This is a genomic window from Sphingomonas sp. CFBP8993, assembly GCF_034044895.1.
Classification (GTDB): Bacteria; Pseudomonadota; Alphaproteobacteria; order Sphingomonadales; family Sphingomonadaceae; genus Sphingomonas.
The window spans coordinates 462,026-478,006 of sequence record NZ_JAXCWU010000001.1 but is presented as its reverse complement, the minus strand read 5'-3'; the positions used below and the strand labels follow the sequence as shown (position 1 = coordinate 478,006).

The window sequence follows — 15,981 nt, the reverse complement described above, 5'->3', positions numbered from 1 at the left end:
CGCGACCGCCCCGTGGGACATTTGTTCCACGGGGCGGCGTATTTCATACCGCTATACGCGTGACGAAAGGCTCGCCTTTCGCTAACGGCATGCGATGGCTAATCTCCCTATCGTCGCGATCGTCGGACGTCCCAATGTCGGCAAGTCGACGCTGTTCAATCGTCTTGTTGGAAAGAAGCTGGCGCTGGTCGATGACCGCCCCGGCGTGACCCGCGACCGGCGCGAAGGCGACGCGCATCTTCTCGGCCTGGACTTCCGCGTGATCGACACGGCCGGTTACGAGGACGAAGACCCCGATACGCTCCCCGGCCGTATGCGCCGCCAGACCGAGGCGGCGGTCGGTGAGGCCGATGTCGCGCTGTTCCTGGTCGACGCGCGCGCGGGTATCATGCCGCTGGACGAGGAAATCGCCCGCTGGTTGCGCAGCTCGGACACTCCGATCGTGCTCGCCGCCAACAAGGCGGAGGGCCGTGCGGCCGAACAGGGCATCCTGGAGGCTTTGGCCTTGGGCTTCGGCGATCCGGTCCAGCTTTCGGCCGAACATGGCGAAGGCATTGGCGATCTGTTCGAGGGGCTGCTTCCCTATATCGACCGTGAGGTCGAGGAGGAGGAAGAAGATGTCGACCTTGAAAATCCCTATGCCCCACTGAAGCTGGCGATCGTGGGGCGCCCCAATGCGGGCAAGTCGACGCTGATCAACCGCTTTCTTGGCCAGGACCGTCTGATCACCGGGCCAGAGGCCGGGATCACGCGCGATTCGATCGCGATCGACTGGGAGTGGCATGACCGCGATGGCGAAGTCCGCCAGGTCCGCCTGATCGACACGGCGGGTATGCGCAAGAGGGCCAAGGTGCAGGACAAGCTGGAAAAGCTGTCCGTCGCCGATGCGCTGCGCGCGGTCGACTTTGCCGAGGTCGTGGTGTTGTTGCTCGACGCGACGCTGGGTTTGGAGTCGCAGGATCTGCGCATCGCCGACCGTGTGCTCGAAGAAGGTCGCGCACTGCTGATCGCGCTGAACAAGTGGGACGTCGCCGAAAGCCCCTCGTCGCTGTTCAACGGCGTTCGCAAGGCGCTGGAGGACGGGCTCAGCCAGGTGAAGGGCGTGCCGCTGCTCACGGTGTCGGGCGCAACCGGCAAGGGGCTCGATACGCTGATCGAAGCGGCGTTCGAAACCCGCGCCGCCTGGTCGAAGCGTGTGCCGACCGGTGAACTCAACCGCTGGTTCGAGCGCGCCGTCGACGCCAATCCGCCGCCAGCCCCCGGCGGCAAGCGGATCAAGTTGCGCTACGTCACCCAGGTCAAGTCGCGCCCGCCGAGCTTCGTGATCTTCGGCACGCGGGTGGATCAGTTGCCGGCCAGCTATGAACGCTATCTGGTCAATTCGATGCGGCGCGAGCTGGGCTTCGGTGCGGTTCCGGTACGGCTTACGCTGCGCGCGCCCAAGAACCCGTTCGCCAAACAGGATTGAGGGCAGGGGCGAAAGCCCCGCCCGCTATTTGCGCATCCTTCATCCCGTCTGAGGGAAGGCGAAGGGGCATTCCAGCCACGCTAGTGGTGGAAGGGCTCGCTTGGCCATCGCCTTCGCTCAGGCGGGACGAACCGGGATGGCTTTGGTCAGAAAAAAAAGCGGGGCGGGTCGTCGGACCCGCCCCGTCACCATTACCCGTGCAGATGCGGCGCGGCACCCGACTTCGGTGTGTCGTCTTCCGCCATGGCGTTCAGCTGGACATAGTTCTGGATGCCCATGCGCGCGATCATCTCGAACTGGCGCTCGAGCGTGTCGACATGCTCTTCCTCGCTCGCCAGGATACGCTGGAACAGGTCGCGGCTGACATAGTCGCGAACTTCTTCGCAATAGGCGATGGCTTCCTTGAGCTGGGCAACGGCCTCGACCTCGATCGCCAGGTCGCCCTTCAGGACCTCCTCGACCGTCTCGCCGATGCGCAGGCGGCCAAGCAGCTGAAAGTTGGGCAGACCGTCCAGGAAAAGGATACGCTCGGCCAGCCAGTCGGCGTGGCGCATCTCGTCGATCGATTCCTTATACTCGAACTGGGCGAGCTTGTAGACGCCCCAATGGTCGAGCAGCCGGTAATGCAAGAAATACTGGTTGATCGCGGTCAGCTCGTTCTTGAGCGCCTCGTTCAGAAATTCGATAACCTTCGGATCGCCCTTAACCGCCATGTGTCCGTCCTTTGTGATTTTGGCGCACCCTAGTTGGGCGACGGACCGGACGGCAACCGATTTTTATGCGTGAACAATAAGGGCATTGGTGGGCCCGGCAGGACTCGAACCCGCAACCTAGCCGTTATGAGCGGCCAGCTCTAACCGTTGAGCTACAGGCCCCACCGAAGATGTCCGTAGCGTGACGCGCGCGCCGTTCGCAACGGGAAAAGTCAAAGAAAAAGGGCGCCTCCGCAAAGGAAGGCGCCCTTTTCCGACATAACAGTCGGCGCTCCGGACCCGAGGGTCCGGGGCGGCATTACTGCATGTTGTCCGCCTTGGCGTCGGCAGCGTCACGGACGTTGTCGGCGGCAGCGTTCATGTTGTCGGCGGCGTTCTCGAGCACGGCAGCAGCGGCGGTGTTCGAGGTGTTGTCGGCAACCGCGTCGAGGTTGTCGGCCTGCATTTCCATGTTGTCAGCCATCATGTCCGCGTTGTTCTCAACAGCGGCCGCTTCCGGCGACTTCGTGCAGGCGGCCACGGACATCAGGCCGGCGGCAGCGAGAATAAAGGCAATCTTCTTCATTCGAATGCTCCCAAGCATAAGCAATCATCGCGGCCGACCCGATTGCCGTCGCGAAGCGGCTCAAATAACGCGCGGTTCATCGCGGTCAATCCGCAAAATTCACTTCGCGGCAAGGTTCGCGACGAACCGATGGCGGCTATCGGGCTTTTTCAAGGCGTTGTCGTTACGAAAACGTTACCGACGGACCCGGCTCAGCGTGGCGTCACGGGGCCGATCGACTCGGGCGCGTTGGCGACGACCGCCAGCATCGCGGTCCAGGCGGCGACATTCTGACGCAGTGCGGCGGGGTCCACGCGGTCGAGTACGTCATCGGGCGTGTGATGGGTATCGAAATAATCCCAGCCCGACTGATTCAGGTCGATCGCGGCCGTGCCAAGCTTCAGCGTCGGGCCGATGTCTGTGCCGTCGCCGCCCAGGCCGCTGCCCCGCGTGATGCCCAAGGGCGCCAGCGCGGTCTGCAGACGATCCGCGACCGGCTTTGCACCGGTCGGCAGGTTCACTTCGAAACGCCAGATGCGATCCGCGCCGAAATCGCTTTCGGATGCCGTGGCATGGCGTTCGCCTGCATGGGCCTTGGCATAGGCCGCGCCGCCCATGCCGCCGACTTCCTCGGCCCCGAACCAGACGACGCGAATGGTCCGGCGCGGCGTGCCCGCGTCCAGGATCCGCTTGGCCGCCGCCGCCGTGATCGCCACCCCGCTGGCATCGTCGATCGCGCCGGTGCCCAGGTCCCAGCTGTCGAGATGACCGCCGACAAGGACGATACCCGCCGAAGGATCGCTGCCGGGCACCTCGGCGATGACATTGCCCGATTCGCGGGTGCCGACCATGCGCGGCGTCAGGACCAGCTTCATACGGACGGGGCGGCCACGTGCCGCGATTCGCTCCAGCTGCTCGGCATCGGGGACTGATAGCGCCGCGGCCGGGATCGGTTTCACGCCTTCGGGAAAATTGGTGGTGCCGGTATGCGGGAAGCGGTGATGGTCGGTGCCGATCGAGCGGATGACGATGGCGACCGCGCCGCGCTTCGCCGCCAGTGCCGGGCCGGTGAAGCGCGCGGTGCCATAGGCACCGTAGCCTGAGCCGTCCTGCGTCCGGGGCATCGCATTGCCGATATAGACGATCCGGCCCTTAATCTCGTCGTCCGGTGCCGCCTGGAACGCGGCCATGCTCGGAAAGACCGCCACCTCGGCGGTCAGCCCGGCGGCAGGTGTGGCGCCGGAGTTGCCCAGGGCGGCCAGGGTCAGTTTCTGGGGAAAGGGCGCGACGATCTCGGCCGTCTCGGCCCCGCGTTCCCATACGGGCATTTGATAGGGTTCGATCCGGACGTTCTTGAAACCGAGCGCGGTCAGCTTGGCGACCGCCCATTGCCGGGCGCGAGCCTCGGCCTCGGTGCCCGCCAGTCGCTGGCCGACCTCGGTCGTCAGCCCCTCGACGATGTTCCATGCGACATCGTCGTTCAGCGCGGCGTCGCGCAGGCGCTCGACCTCGGGCGCTATCGATGCAGGGGGCGGCGGCGGGGTGCGTTGTGCCAGGGCGGGGGAGGACAGGGCGGAGGCGGCAAGGGCCGCGAAAAGTAAGCGCTTCATGGCGCGGAGTGTTACGCAGCCGGTCTCGTTTGCCAACCGCCCGCGCAACCACTACATGGACGGGCAAACATCCTACAGTCGCACAAAGCACGGAGCCTCGCGCCGCCATGGCCGTCCAATATACCTATGTGATGAAGGGTCTGACCAAGACCTTCCCCGGCGCCAACAAGCCTGTCCTGAACAACATCCATCTTCAATTCCTGCCGACCGCCAAGATCGCGATCATCGGCCCGAACGGTGCGGGCAAGTCCACGCTGATGAAGGTGATGGCGGGTATGGACACCGACTTCACGGGCGAAGCCTGGGCCGCCGAGGGGGTCCGCGTCGGCTACCTCGCGCAGGAGCCGCAGCTCGATCCGACGAAGGACGTGATGGGCAACGTCAAGGACGGCGTGCGCCCGGTCGCCGATCTGGTCGATCGCTTCAACGCCATCTCGGCGGAGATGGGCGATCCGAAGGACGACACCGATTTCGACGCCCTGATGGAAGAGATGGGCGAGCTCCAGGCCAAGATTGACGCGGTCGATGGCTGGTCGCTCGACAGCCAGCTGGAACAGGCGATGGAAGCGCTGCGCTGCCCGCCGGGCGATGCCGATGTGTCGAAGCTGTCCGGTGGTGAGAAGCGCCGCGTGGCGCTGTGCAAGCTGCTGCTCGAAAAGCCCGACGTGCTGCTGCTCGACGAACCGACCAACCACCTCGACGCCGAAAGCGTGTCGTGGCTGGAAAATTACCTGAAGGAATATGCGGGTAACGTCATCCTCGTCACCCACGATCGTTACTTCTTGGACAATGTCGTGAACTGGGTGCTCGAGCTCGATCGCGGCCGCTATTACACGTACGAGTCCAACTATTCCGGCTATCTGGAAAAGAAGGCCAAGCGCCTGGAGCAGGAAGAACGCGACGAGGCGGGCAAGCAGAAGGCGATCGCCGACGAGCTGGCCTGGATGCGCCAGACGCCCAAGGCCCGCCAGACCAAGTCCAAGGCGCGTATCCGTGCGTTCGACGAGCTGATGGCCAAGCAGGAGAATCGCGTCGCGGGCAAGGCGCAGATCCTGATCCAGATCCCCGAGCGCCTGGGCGGCAAGGTGATCGAGGCCAAGGGCCTGACCAAGTCCTATGGCGACAAGCTGCTGTTCGACAATCTCGACTTCATGCTGCCGCCCGGTGGCATCGTCGGCGTGATCGGGCCGAACGGCGCGGGCAAGTCGACGCTGTTCAAGCTGATCACCGGCCAGGAACAGCCCGATGCGGGCACGATCGAGATCGGTTCGACCGTCAAGCTCGGCTATGTCGACCAGAGCCGCGACGACCTCGATCCGAACAAGAATGTCTGGCAGGAAATCTCCGACGAGCTCGAGGTCTTCCGCTTCGGCAAGCAGGAACTGGGCACGCGTGCCTATGTCGGTGCGTTCAACTTCCGCGGGCCCGACCAGCAGAAGAAGGTCGGCCAGCTGTCGGGCGGTGAGCGTAACCGCGTCCATATGGCCAAGATGCTGAAGGAGGGCGGCAACGTCCTGCTGCTCGACGAACCGACCAACGACCTCGACGTGGAAACGCTGCGCGCGCTGGAAGAGGCGCTGGAGACGTTTGCGGGCTGCGCCGTGGTCATCAGCCACGATCGCTTCTTCCTCGATCGCCTCTGCACCCACATCCTGGCGTTCGAGGGCGACAGCCATGTCGAATGGTTCGAGGGCAATTACGAGTCGTATGAAGAAGACAAGCGCCGCCGCATGGGCGACGCCGCCGATCGTCCGACGCGCCTGGCCTATAAGAAGCTGACCCGCTGATCGAACGATCCTTCGGGTTCGCGCGACGCCCTTCCTGAGCGATCGGGGAGGGCGTTTGCGTATCCGGGCGCGGCGGCGCTTTACACCGATGCGGCCAATCCCCATCTGGACCGTTATAACGATAGAGAAAAAAGGGCGCGGTTGGGAATGGCGGTAGTGGAGCAGGCGCAGGGCGACGATCGGGAAATCGCCAGCGCAGGGCAGTTGCATTATCGGCTCCGCCAGCAATCGGTCCTCGCCGCCTTCGGAATCGAAGCGCTGCGTGCCCGCGATCTCGACCCGATGCTGCAGCGTGCGACGGAGTTGTGTGCGGAAGGCATGCGATCCTCTTTCTGCAAGTTCCTGGAGTACAGAGCCGATCGCGACACGCTGCTGGTCCGTACCGGGGTCGGTTGGGGCGAAGGGGTCGTCGGATCGACCGAGATGCGGACCGATCTGGGCTCACCGGCGGGCTTTGCGCTCCAGACGGGTCAGGGCGTCATCTCGAATCATCTCGACCAGGAAGAACGGTTCCGTACGCCCCAATTCATGGCCGATCACAAGATCCGCCGGGCGATCAACGTCCTGGTCGAGGCGTCCGGCCAGCGTTACGGCGTGCTGGAGGTCGACAGCCCTGACGAGGGGCGGTTCGAGGAAGCCGACCTCGCCTTCATGCAGGGCTTCGCAAACCTGATCGGCGTTGCGATCGAACGGCAGGAGGCGGAACGTCGTCTGGCCGAGGCGGTGGAGCATCAGCAACTCCTGACCCGAGAGGCGAGCCACCGCGTCAAGAACAGCCTTGCTTTGGTGTCCGCCATGCTCAACTTGCAAAAGCAGGAGGATGACGACCCCCGCGTCCTCCGGATGCTGAACGACGCACAGGCGCGAATCGCCGCCATTGCGCAGACCCATGATCGGCTGTGGCGTAGCGAGCGCGTGGGCATGGTCGCGCTCGACGATCTGGCTTGTGGCATCGCCGAGGAACTGGCGCAGCAGGCCAAGGATCATGAGGTCCGCTGCCACATCGAGGCAATCGAGATGAACGCCGACATCGCCATCCCGATCGGTTTGATGCTGACCGAGTTACTGACCAACGCGATCAAATATGCCTATGGCGAGGAGGGCGGCGTGATCGACGTCTCGCTTCACGCCCGCGACGGCCAAATCATCCTGTCGGTGCGCGACAAGGGGCAGGGCCTGCCGGTCGATTTCGACATCAAGGCGGCTTCGCGTCGCAGCCTGGGTATGCGAATGATCACCAGCCTGGCGCGACAGGTGCGGGGTGAAATCCGGTTCGAGAATGCCGAACCGGGCACGGTCGCAACCCTGACCATGCCGGATCCGAGGGATTGAATATCCTTCCCGCTACGGGAAGGATTAGCGCATCCGCTTCACGAAGGTCCGGCCGTCCTCGCGTCGTTCGGTCTGGAAATTGGGCACCGCCTCGATCAGGTCGGCCAGACGCTTGAACCCGTAATTGCGCGTGTCGAAGCTCGACCGGTTGCCCGCCAGCTGGCCCATCGACGACAGGCTGGCAAAGCCGCGTTCGTCGCGCTTGACCGAATTATAGGCGTCGACCAGCAGCTTGAGCAGTTCCTCGTCGATCGGCCGGGGTGTGCCCGCCGTCCGCTTTCCCTGATCGATCGACGGCGGCAGCGATTCGGCAAGTGGCACATCCGCCGCGGCCGGCTTCGTGCTTGCTGGCCGTGCCGCTTCGCCGATCAGTGCGCCGACGTCGATGAAGCGGCTGCACGCCTGCTTGAAGGCCTCGGGCGTCCGGCTGTTGCCGAAGCCATAGACGGGTGAGCCGTCCTGGCGGATACGCGTCGCCAGCGGCATGAAGTCGCTGTCCGACGACATGATGCCGAAGCCGTCGATCCGTCCTCGGAAAAGAAGGTCCATCGCGTCGATGGTCATCTTCATGTCGGTGGCGTTCTTGCCCTTGGTCAGGTCGAACTGCTGCTGCGGCTCGATGCCATGCTTGACCATGACGTCGCGCCAGCCTTTCAGGCCGGGTTTGGACCAGTTGCCATAGGCGCGACGGACATTGACGGTGCCGAGTTCAGCCAGCACCGTGAGCACGGGGTCGATGGCGGCCGACTGGGCGTTGTCGGCGTCGATGAGCAGCGCGATGTTGCGGGTCAGGGCGTTCATGCTTGCCCGTCTAGCAAAGCGGGCGGTCAGCTTCCACGTCGCATTGCATCGACGCCGATCGACCCGCCACCCGCAGCGGCCAGATACAGGAAGGCGAAACAGTACAAGATCGCGGCTTCACCGCCATTGGCAAGCGGCAGGAAACCCTGCGGCGCGTGTGCCATGAAATAGGCAACCGCCATCTGGCCCGACAGGATGAAGGCGACCGGCCGGGTGAACAGGCCCGCCAGCAGGAGCGCGCCTCCGACCAATTCCATCACGCCTGCTGCCGTCAGCAACGGATTGAGCGGCATGGGGAAGGGCGGCAGCGCGAAGAATTTCGAAACGCCGTGTGACAGGAATAGCAGGCCGAAGACGGCGCGGAACAGTGACAGGAGCGGGGCGGACCAGCGAGCGGGAATGGGCATGGTCGATCAGCTTTCGCAACGGGCCACGCCGATCGCGGCCTCTAGCGGCCATCATCGCCAATCCTTGATCTCTGACAAGGATCGGTTCCGAAACGATTGGTTGCCCGTACCGTTACTGGTCGGGATAGATGATGGCCATGACTTCATATTCCCGCTCACCTGCGGGCAGGACGACGCGTCGCAAATCCCCGATGGCCGCGCCGCGGAGTGCGCGGGCCAGCGGCGCATTCCATCCGACACGGCCTTGGCCCGCATCGGCTTCGTCATCGCCGACCAGGGTCAGGACGCGCTGGTTGTCATCTTCGTCGGCGATGGTGACGGTCGCCCCGAACCAGACCTTGCTCCGGTCTTCCTGCCGGGCGGGGTCGATGACCTTGGCCGCCTTCATCCGCTTGGAGAGCCAGCCCAGCCGACGATCGATTTCGCGCAGCCGCTTGCGACCATAGATATAGTCGCCATTCTCCGACCGGTCGCCATTGCCCGCCGCCCAGGCGATGGTGTCAACCAGCTTCGGGCGCTCCACGGCGAACAGCGCCTCATATTCCTGGCGAAGCGCCGCATAGCCGGTGGGGGTGATGTGGTTGGGACGGTCCATCACCCCGCTCTATCGCACGACGAGTAATCTTCAACCGGGACGGGAGGACTTGCCCAGATACCAGCTGAGCGGCGTCGGGCCCCGGCTGGTGGCACGCGCCGGGTTCATCAGGTCGTAGACGACGGCATTTTCCAGCACACGCTGCACATAGTTGCGGGTTTCGGAATAGGGGATCGCCTCGATCCAGTCGACGATGTCGACCGTGCCGGTGCGGGGATCGCCATTGGCGCGCAGCCATTTGTTCACATTGCCGCCGCCTGCATTATAGGCCGCGATCGCCAGCGGATAGCTGCTGAAATTGCTGCGGACCCGTTCGAAATAGCTGGCACCGAGCTGGATCGACAGATTGGGGTCGGTGGTCAGCGCGGCGGGCGAGTAGGACAGGCCGATCTTGCCCGATTGTTCGGCGGCCGTGGCGGGCATCAGCTGCATCAGGCCGCGCGCACCCGCATGGCTGACGGCGGCTCGGTCGAACTGGCTCTCCTGGCGGGCGATGGCGTGGATGATCGTCCAGCTTTGCTCATAGCCGGGCGGCACCGTGATCGTCGGAAAACCGGCGGCGGAATAGTCGGTCAGCCCGTTCTGCATCGCGCTGCGCCCGACCATCACCGCCAGATCGGGTCGGTTGATGGCGCGGGACAGGTCGGCGGCGAGCAGATGATCGGTTTCGGTCTCCGCATCCGTCGCGATCTGGCGGACGAAGGCGCTTTGATCCTGCCACTGCCCGATCTGGCCCAGGAACCGGGCGGCGCGAACCGTCTCGCGCGTGTCGAAGGCGGCGCGGATGGCAGGCGGTACGTTCGTCGCGGCGATCGCGGGCGGCGCGACCAGGGGGCGACCGGTCCGCTCGAGCGCGAGCTGGCCATAGAATTGATCGCGATATTGCGCCGCGCGGTTGTAGAACGCGGCGGCATCGGTCGATCGTCCCGCCGCTTCCGCCGCGCGCCCGGCCCAGTAAAAGCCCTTGGCCCGCGTCTGCGGCGACTGGCTGCCCCGGCCATAGCGGTCGAACAGCGTCATCGCATCGGCGGGGCGCGCCAGCTTCATCGCGGTCTGCCCACCGAGCCAGACCAGGCTCGTATAATCGTCCCGCTCGCCATAAGGCTTGGTCGAGACATCGGTGCCGACGGGATAGGCATCGTCGACCTGCCGCGCGATGTCATAGGCGGTTTGAAGCTGGCCATCCGCCGCCGCCGCGCGCGCGTTGACGAGCAGCGCCTCGTAGAATTTCTCGACATTGCCCGGACGGACCGTGAGCTGTCGGGTGCGAGCCAGCCAGGATCGTGCGGTCAGGCTGTCGCCGGTATCGCGCAGCCAGCTGGCCCGGTCCGCCACGTAACCCGCATCATTCGCATAGAGTTCGGCGGTGGAGGCGGACAGGCTGGCGGCATCGGCGGACTTGGTGCGAAAGGCGAGGCGGGCTGCGAAGACCGGCCGCCGTGCAGCGCTGGTATAGCCCAGCTGGCGGGCGGCGGCGCTCGTCTGCCCCGACCAGAGCAGCGCGTCCATGCGTGCGTCATGATCCTCCGGGCTGAGCGCGGAGGCGAAGGTCGTCATCACCAACGCCTCGTCGGTCGGTGACAGGGTGCCGCGCCGCCATGCCGTCCGCGCCGCCTGCGCCGCTTCCGCCGGGGCGCCCGTTGCCAGCAGGGCACGGGCATAGGCGACACCGCCCGCTGCCGACTGGGGCGGGAAGCGACGGAAATAGGCGACGATGCTGGACGGCGCGGCGGTGAAGTTCGCCGCCTGCTTCTCGGCGGCGCGACGATTGCCCGCCTCGCCCGGCCAGCCGGGATGCGCCATCAGGAACCCAGCATAGCTGTCGAAGGGCAGCGCATCGGTCTGTTGCAATGCCCGCCACTGGGCAAGCGCGGCCGCAATCGCCCCATCGGCGGGCGCGGGCATGGCCTGCGACGCCTGGTTCGGGCTCATATTCGCCATCTGCGTGCGATACCGTTCGAGCTGGTCCTGCCCGCCCGGTGCGATCATCGATCCCGCCAATGTTGCGAGGAGCGCCCCCGCCTTCGTCAATGCCATCATGGTGGACAGAATAGGGACTCTACCCGTACATGTCCTGAACAAATTGTCCCACTCGGCGCAGCAGGAGCGCATTTCCTCTCATGTTTTCAGGGTCCATTCCGGCGCTTGTGACGCCGTTCGACGATCAGGGCGGTCATGTCGGCGGAGCGTTCGACGAGGCGAAATTCCGCGATTTCGTGGAATGGCAGATTGCCGAGGGTTCGACGGCGCTGGTCGCCTGCGGCACCACCGGCGAAGCCGCGACCATGCCGAAGGACGAGCATTTCCATGTCGTACGCGTCTGCGTCGACCAGGCGCGCGGTCGCGTGCCGGTGATCGCGGGGGCCGGATCGAACGATACGATCGTCGCCATCGAGAACCTGAAGGCCGCGCAGGAAGCGGGCGCAGATGCCGCGCTGATGGTGCCGCCTTATTATAACCGGCCCAGCCAGGAGGGCATCGCGCTCCACTTCGCTGAGCTGGCGAAGAACGCGCCGCTGCCCATCGTCCTCTATAATGTGCCCGGCCGGACGGTGACGGATATCCAGCCGGCTACGCTGGTTCGTGTGGTCCAGAATGCGCCCGAGATATTCGTGGGCGTGAAGGATGCCAGCGGCGTGCTGGCCCGTGTGTCGCACCATCGCAAGGGACTGGGCCCGGACTTCTGCCAGCTGTCGGGCAATGACGATCTGGCGCTTGCCTTCAACGCGATGGGCGGGGTCGGCTGCATCTCGGTGACGGCCAATGTCGCGCCGCGTCTGTCCGCCGATTTCCAGGCGGCCTGCGCCGCCGGGGACCAGGTGCGGGCGCTGGAGCTGCACGACCGGCTGTTCCCGCTGCATGAGGCGATGTTCGCCGATGCCTCGCCGGGGCCGGTGAAATATGCGCTCAGCCGGATCATGCCGCATTTCCCGCGGGGCGTACGCCTGCCCATGACCTGGCCGTCCGAGGCCGCCCGCGCGCAGGTCGACGCGGCGCTGGCGCATGCGGGGCTGATCTAGGCCGCGTTTCGGCCGCATTCCTGCGTCAGCATCGACCATGTCGGGCAACGCAGGGAGAACGGCGGATGTGGACGGTGGTGATGCTGGCTTTGCAGGCCGGTGCGGTGGCGGGGCCCGTATTGCCGGTGCCGAGACGGCCCCCCACGGCCCGCCGCTGCCCGGCGGACGATACCGGCGATGACGTGGTCGTCTGCGGACGATCGGCCGATGCCGACCGGATCGGCACGGTCCCGGACTATTCGCGCCCCTTCACCCTGCCGCGGGCACGGACCGACATTCCCGGCGTCGGCACATTGTCGGCCGAAACCGAACAGGCTGGCGTCGGCGGCTTTCCCAGCAATCGCGCGATGATCCGGCTCAAAATTCCCCTGGGCGGTCGTCGCAAGCCATGACCGTCCCGTTCCCGAAACCAGACAAAGGCCGAACAGCGGCTTTTCATGGCGGCATTCAGCGCCTACATCGACCCGTCCATGCGCCCGAAACCCCAAACCTTCGACAAGAAGAAGATCGTCGCCGAGAACCGGCGCGCTCGCTTCGACTATGCCATCGAAACCACCTATGAGGCCGGTATCGCCCTGACCGGGACCGAGGTGAAATCGCTTCGTTTCGGCGAGGGATCGATCGCGGAATCCTATGCCGAGGTGCGGGGCGAGGAGGTGTGGCTGGTCAATTCGAACGTGCCCGAATTCAGCCACGGCAACCGCTTCAACCACGAGGCGAAGCGGCCCCGTAAATTGCTCCTTCATGAGCGCGAAATAAACAAGCTCCACGGTGCGGTGGCGCGCGAGGGCATGACCCTGGTGCCGCTGATGATCTATTTCAACTCGCGCGGCCGCGCGAAGGTGGAGCTGGCTTTGGCGAAGGGCAAGAAGGCGCACGACAAGCGCGATACGATCAAGGAGCGAGACTGGAAGCGCGAGCAGGGCCGCATCCTGCGCGATCGCGGTTGATGGCCACGGCCGTGCCGACCATGTGGGGCCGTTCCATGGCCTGGGTCCGCCGCAACATGCCGACCCGCGATTCGATGGAGAACAACCGGCTGCTCCGGCCGGTCGCCCACCGTGTCCTGGCGCCCGAGCTGTGGCGCTTCACCCGGCGGTCGGTGCCGCGCGGCGTTGCCTTGGGGGTGGTGGCAGGGTTCTTTTTTCCGGTTGCGCAGATCGCGATCGCGGCGGTTTTCGCTCTGCCGTTCCGCGCCAACGTGCCTGTCGCCGCGCTGACGACCTTCATCACCAATCCGCTGACCACGCCGATCCTGTGGGTCATCGCCTATCGGATCGGCGCGTTCCTGCTGCGCAGCGAGACGCCGATCAACACCCAGCCGGTGGCCGAGGCGGCGACCGGCTGGCTGCAATGGGCATTCAGCGCGTTTCACTGGCTATGGGAAAAGGGGCCCGCCTTTGGTCTGGGGCTGTGCGTCCTGACCGGCGGATGCGCCGTGATCGGCTATGCCGCCTCCGCGCTGGGGTGGCGGCTGTGGATCGCGCGAAAGTGGCGCAACCGACGGAAAAGCCCAGCGATCTGATAGCGGTATCGCTGTTCACCGCGTGGTTCTAACGGTTTGACTAGGCGTATCGTCTCGCTACAACAGTGCCATCACAATCCTTTTTGGGAATTCAGATGCGCTGTCTGCTGCTCGCTGCTCTACTCTCGACCGCCATTTCCCCCGTCGCTGCTCAAACCAAGAACCCCGTCGACAAGGCCGCTGTCGGTCCGGTCGAGCCCAATGCCAAGAACGGACCCGAGATCGGCGATTTCGGCTTCGACATGGCCGGGCGCGATACCGCGGTGAAGCCGGGTGACGACTTCTTCGATTACTCGAACGGCACCTGGTACAAGGCGACGACGATCCCGGCGGATCGCTCGTCCTATGGCATGTTCCACGTCCTGCAGGACCGCTCGCTGGAGCAGACCTGCACGATCCTGGACGCTGCCACGAAGCAGCCCGGCAACAAGGCCGGTGACTTCTACGCCAGCTTCATGGACGAGGCCGCGGTGAACGCGAAGGGCGTCGGCCCGGTCAAGCCATGGCTCGAACAGCTGCGCGCTACGAAGGATCGCACCGCGCTGGCGGTCGAAATGGCCAAGTTGCAGCGCCAGGGCGTAGGCGCCCCGTTCGGCGTCTATATCGGCCAGGACGACAAGGCCCCCGACACCTATATCGCGAACTTCGGTCAGAGTGGCCTGGGCCTGCCCGACCGCGACTATTATCTGAAGGACGACGCCAAGCTGGCGACGATCCGCACCGCCTATCAGGCGTATCTGGCGCGTATGCTGACCCTGGCGGGCGAGCAGAATGCCGAAGCGCGTGCCGCGGCGGTCTTCAACTTCGAAAAGGCGCTGGCGAACGTCCACTGGACCCGCATCGAAAGCCGCGACGCGGACAAGACCTATAACAAGTGGATGGCGGCCGACTTTACTGCCGAGGCTCCCGGTTTCCCCTGGGCGCAATATATGCAGACGCTGGGCGTCGCGGGCCGTCCGGCCTATCTGGTCGCGCAGCCCAGCGCGATCACCGGCGAGGCCAAGCTCTACAACGAAACGCCGCTGAACGTCCTTCAGGACTATGCGATGCTGAAGGTACTGCGCAGCTATGCGGGGTACCTGTCGAGCGATTTCGACAAGACCAACTTCGCCTTCTACGGCACCACCCTGTCCGGCACGCCCGAGCAGCAGGCGCGGTGGAAGCGCGGCGTTGGCCTCGTCTCCAACGGCCTGGGCGAGGAAGTCGGCAAGCAGTACGTCGCCAAATATTTCCCGCCGGAATCGAAGGCCGCCGCCGACGCACTGGTCAAGAACCTGATCTCGGCCATGGGCGACCGCCTGCGCAACCTGGAGTGGATGGCGCCGGAGACCAAGCAGAAGGCGCTGGCTAAGCTGGCCGCCTTCACGCCCAAGATCGGCTATCCCGACAAATGGAAGGATTATTCCGCGCTGGCGATCCAGCGCGGTGACCTTGTCGGCAATGTCGCGCGCGCCAACGCCTTCGAATTCCAGCGCGACCTCAACAAGCTGGGCCAGCCGATCGATCGTGGCGAATGGTTCATGACGCCGATGACGATCAACGCCTATGCCAACCCGCCGATGAACGAGATCGTGTTCCCGGCAGCGATCCTCCAGCCGCCCTTCTTCGATCCGAAGGCCGATCCGGCGGTCAATTACGGCGGCATCGGCGCGGTCATCGGGCATGAGATCAGCCACCATTTCGACGATCAGGGCCGCAAGTACGACGCGACCGGCAAGCTGACCGACTGGTGGACGCCGCAGGACGTGGCGCGCTTCAAGACCTTCACCGACGCGCTCGTGAAGCAGTATGACGGCTATGAACCGCTGCCCGGCCAGCATGTGCAGGGCGAACTGACCCTGGGCGAGAACATCGCCGATCTGGCGGGCCTCACCGTGGCGCTCGACGCCTATCACAAGTCGCTGGGTGGCAAGCCTGCGCCGATCATCGACGGGACGACGGGCGACCAGCGTTTCTATTATGGCTGGGCGCAGGTGTGGCGGACCAAGTGGCGCGAACCCGCGCTGCGCCAGACGCTGCTGTCCGATCCGCATTCGCCCGGGCATGAGCGCGTGCTGACCGTTCGCAATCTCGATCCCTGGTATGCCGCGTTCGGCGTGAAGCCGACCGACAAGATGGCGCTGACGCCGCAACAGCGTGTCCGCATCTGGTAATCGCGTGATCATGGCTCCCCGGCGAC

15 protein-coding genes and 1 tRNA gene are annotated in these 15,981 nt (G+C 65.0%); 8 read left to right on the top strand and 8 right to left on the bottom strand.

The window, feature by feature from the left end:
* Positions 1 to 94 precede the first annotated feature (94 nt).
* Positions 95 to 1,468 carry a ribosome biogenesis GTPase Der gene (der, locus tag SOM26_RS02170; RefSeq protein WP_320451078.1) on the top strand — a complete coding sequence of 458 codons (1,374 nt, stop codon included), beginning with the start codon at positions 95 to 97 and terminating at the stop codon, positions 1,466 to 1,468.
* Between the two features lie 191 nt (positions 1,469 to 1,659).
* Here the strand turns inward: der and bfr are convergent, their stop codons facing one another.
* From bfr to SOM26_RS02150, 4 genes are all read right to left on the bottom strand, one after another.
* Positions 1,660 to 2,181, bottom strand: a complete 522-nt coding sequence (bfr, locus tag SOM26_RS02165) for a bacterioferritin (protein WP_320451077.1) — start codon at positions 2,179 to 2,181, stop codon at positions 1,660 to 1,662.
* 86 nt (positions 2,182 to 2,267) lie between these two features.
* Positions 2,268 to 2,343, bottom strand: a tRNA-Ile gene (locus tag SOM26_RS02160).
* A 136-nt stretch (positions 2,344 to 2,479) separates the two neighbouring features.
* The gene (locus SOM26_RS02155) at positions 2,480 to 2,746 is read right to left on the bottom strand and encodes a hypothetical protein (RefSeq protein WP_320451076.1); all 267 of its coding nucleotides are present in this window, start codon (positions 2,744 to 2,746) and stop codon (positions 2,480 to 2,482) included.
* A 191-nt stretch (positions 2,747 to 2,937) separates the two neighbouring features.
* Positions 2,938 to 4,335, bottom strand: a complete 1,398-nt coding sequence (locus SOM26_RS02150; RefSeq protein ID WP_320451075.1) for a M20/M25/M40 family metallo-hydrolase — start codon at positions 4,333 to 4,335, stop codon at positions 2,938 to 2,940.
* Positions 4,336 to 4,442: 107 nt separating this feature from the next.
* On the opposite strand from SOM26_RS02150, the gene ettA reads away from it, so the two are divergent.
* Positions 4,443 to 6,122 carry an energy-dependent translational throttle protein EttA gene (ettA, locus tag SOM26_RS02145; protein ID WP_320451074.1) on the top strand — a complete coding sequence of 560 codons (1,680 nt, stop codon included), beginning with the start codon at positions 4,443 to 4,445 and terminating at the stop codon, positions 6,120 to 6,122.
* A 147-nt stretch (positions 6,123 to 6,269) separates the two neighbouring features.
* Entirely contained in the window at positions 6,270 to 7,454 is a 1,185-nt protein-coding gene (locus SOM26_RS02140) for a sensor histidine kinase (RefSeq protein WP_320451073.1), read from the top strand.
* A gap of 24 nt (positions 7,455 to 7,478) precedes the next feature.
* Here SOM26_RS02140 and SOM26_RS02135 read toward each other — a convergent pair whose 3' ends face one another.
* The 4 genes from SOM26_RS02135 to SOM26_RS02120 all read right to left on the bottom strand — a co-directional run bounded on the left by SOM26_RS02135 (position 7,479) and on the right by SOM26_RS02120 (position 11,297).
* Positions 7,479 to 8,255, bottom strand: a complete 777-nt coding sequence (locus SOM26_RS02135) for an NYN domain-containing protein (RefSeq protein WP_320451072.1) — start codon at positions 8,253 to 8,255, stop codon at positions 7,479 to 7,481.
* Positions 8,256 to 8,281: 26 nt separating this feature from the next.
* Positions 8,282 to 8,662 carry a DoxX family protein gene (locus SOM26_RS02130; protein ID WP_320451071.1) on the bottom strand — a complete coding sequence of 127 codons (381 nt, stop codon included), beginning with the start codon at positions 8,660 to 8,662 and terminating at the stop codon, positions 8,282 to 8,284.
* Between the two features lie 112 nt (positions 8,663 to 8,774).
* Positions 8,775 to 9,257, bottom strand: a complete 483-nt coding sequence (gene greB, locus SOM26_RS02125) for a transcription elongation factor GreB (RefSeq protein ID WP_320451070.1) — start codon at positions 9,255 to 9,257, stop codon at positions 8,775 to 8,777.
* 30 nt (positions 9,258 to 9,287) lie between these two features.
* Positions 9,288 to 11,297, bottom strand: coding sequence for a lytic transglycosylase domain-containing protein (locus tag SOM26_RS02120; RefSeq protein ID WP_320451069.1), 2,010 nt, complete (start codon positions 11,295 to 11,297; stop codon positions 9,288 to 9,290).
* Between the two features lie 80 nt (positions 11,298 to 11,377).
* Here SOM26_RS02120 and dapA point away from each other — a divergent pair, with 80 nt between their 5' ends.
* From dapA to SOM26_RS02095, 5 genes are all read left to right on the top strand, one after another.
* Entirely contained in the window at positions 11,378 to 12,277 is a 900-nt protein-coding gene (gene dapA / locus SOM26_RS02115) for a 4-hydroxy-tetrahydrodipicolinate synthase (protein ID WP_320451068.1), read from the top strand.
* A gap of 80 nt (positions 12,278 to 12,357) precedes the next feature.
* On the top strand, positions 12,358 to 12,669 hold the full coding sequence (locus SOM26_RS02110) for a 5'-nucleotidase (RefSeq protein ID WP_320451067.1): 312 nt from the start codon (positions 12,358 to 12,360) through the stop codon (positions 12,667 to 12,669).
* A 78-nt stretch (positions 12,670 to 12,747) separates the two neighbouring features.
* Entirely contained in the window at positions 12,748 to 13,227 is a 480-nt protein-coding gene (gene smpB / locus SOM26_RS02105; RefSeq protein WP_320451276.1) for an SsrA-binding protein SmpB, read from the top strand.
* Complete coding sequence (locus SOM26_RS02100; RefSeq protein WP_414712005.1) at positions 13,227 to 13,802, top strand: DUF2062 domain-containing protein; 576 nt, start codon at positions 13,227 to 13,229, stop codon at positions 13,800 to 13,802. The genes smpB and SOM26_RS02100 overlap by 1 nt, the downstream gene beginning before the upstream one ends.
* Positions 13,803 to 13,897: 95 nt before the next feature.
* Positions 13,898 to 15,955: a M13 family metallopeptidase gene (locus tag SOM26_RS02095; RefSeq protein WP_320451065.1), complete on the top strand. Its 2,058-nt coding sequence runs from the start codon at positions 13,898 to 13,900 to the stop codon at positions 15,953 to 15,955.
* The last annotated feature ends 26 nt before the right edge of the window (positions 15,956 to 15,981 follow it).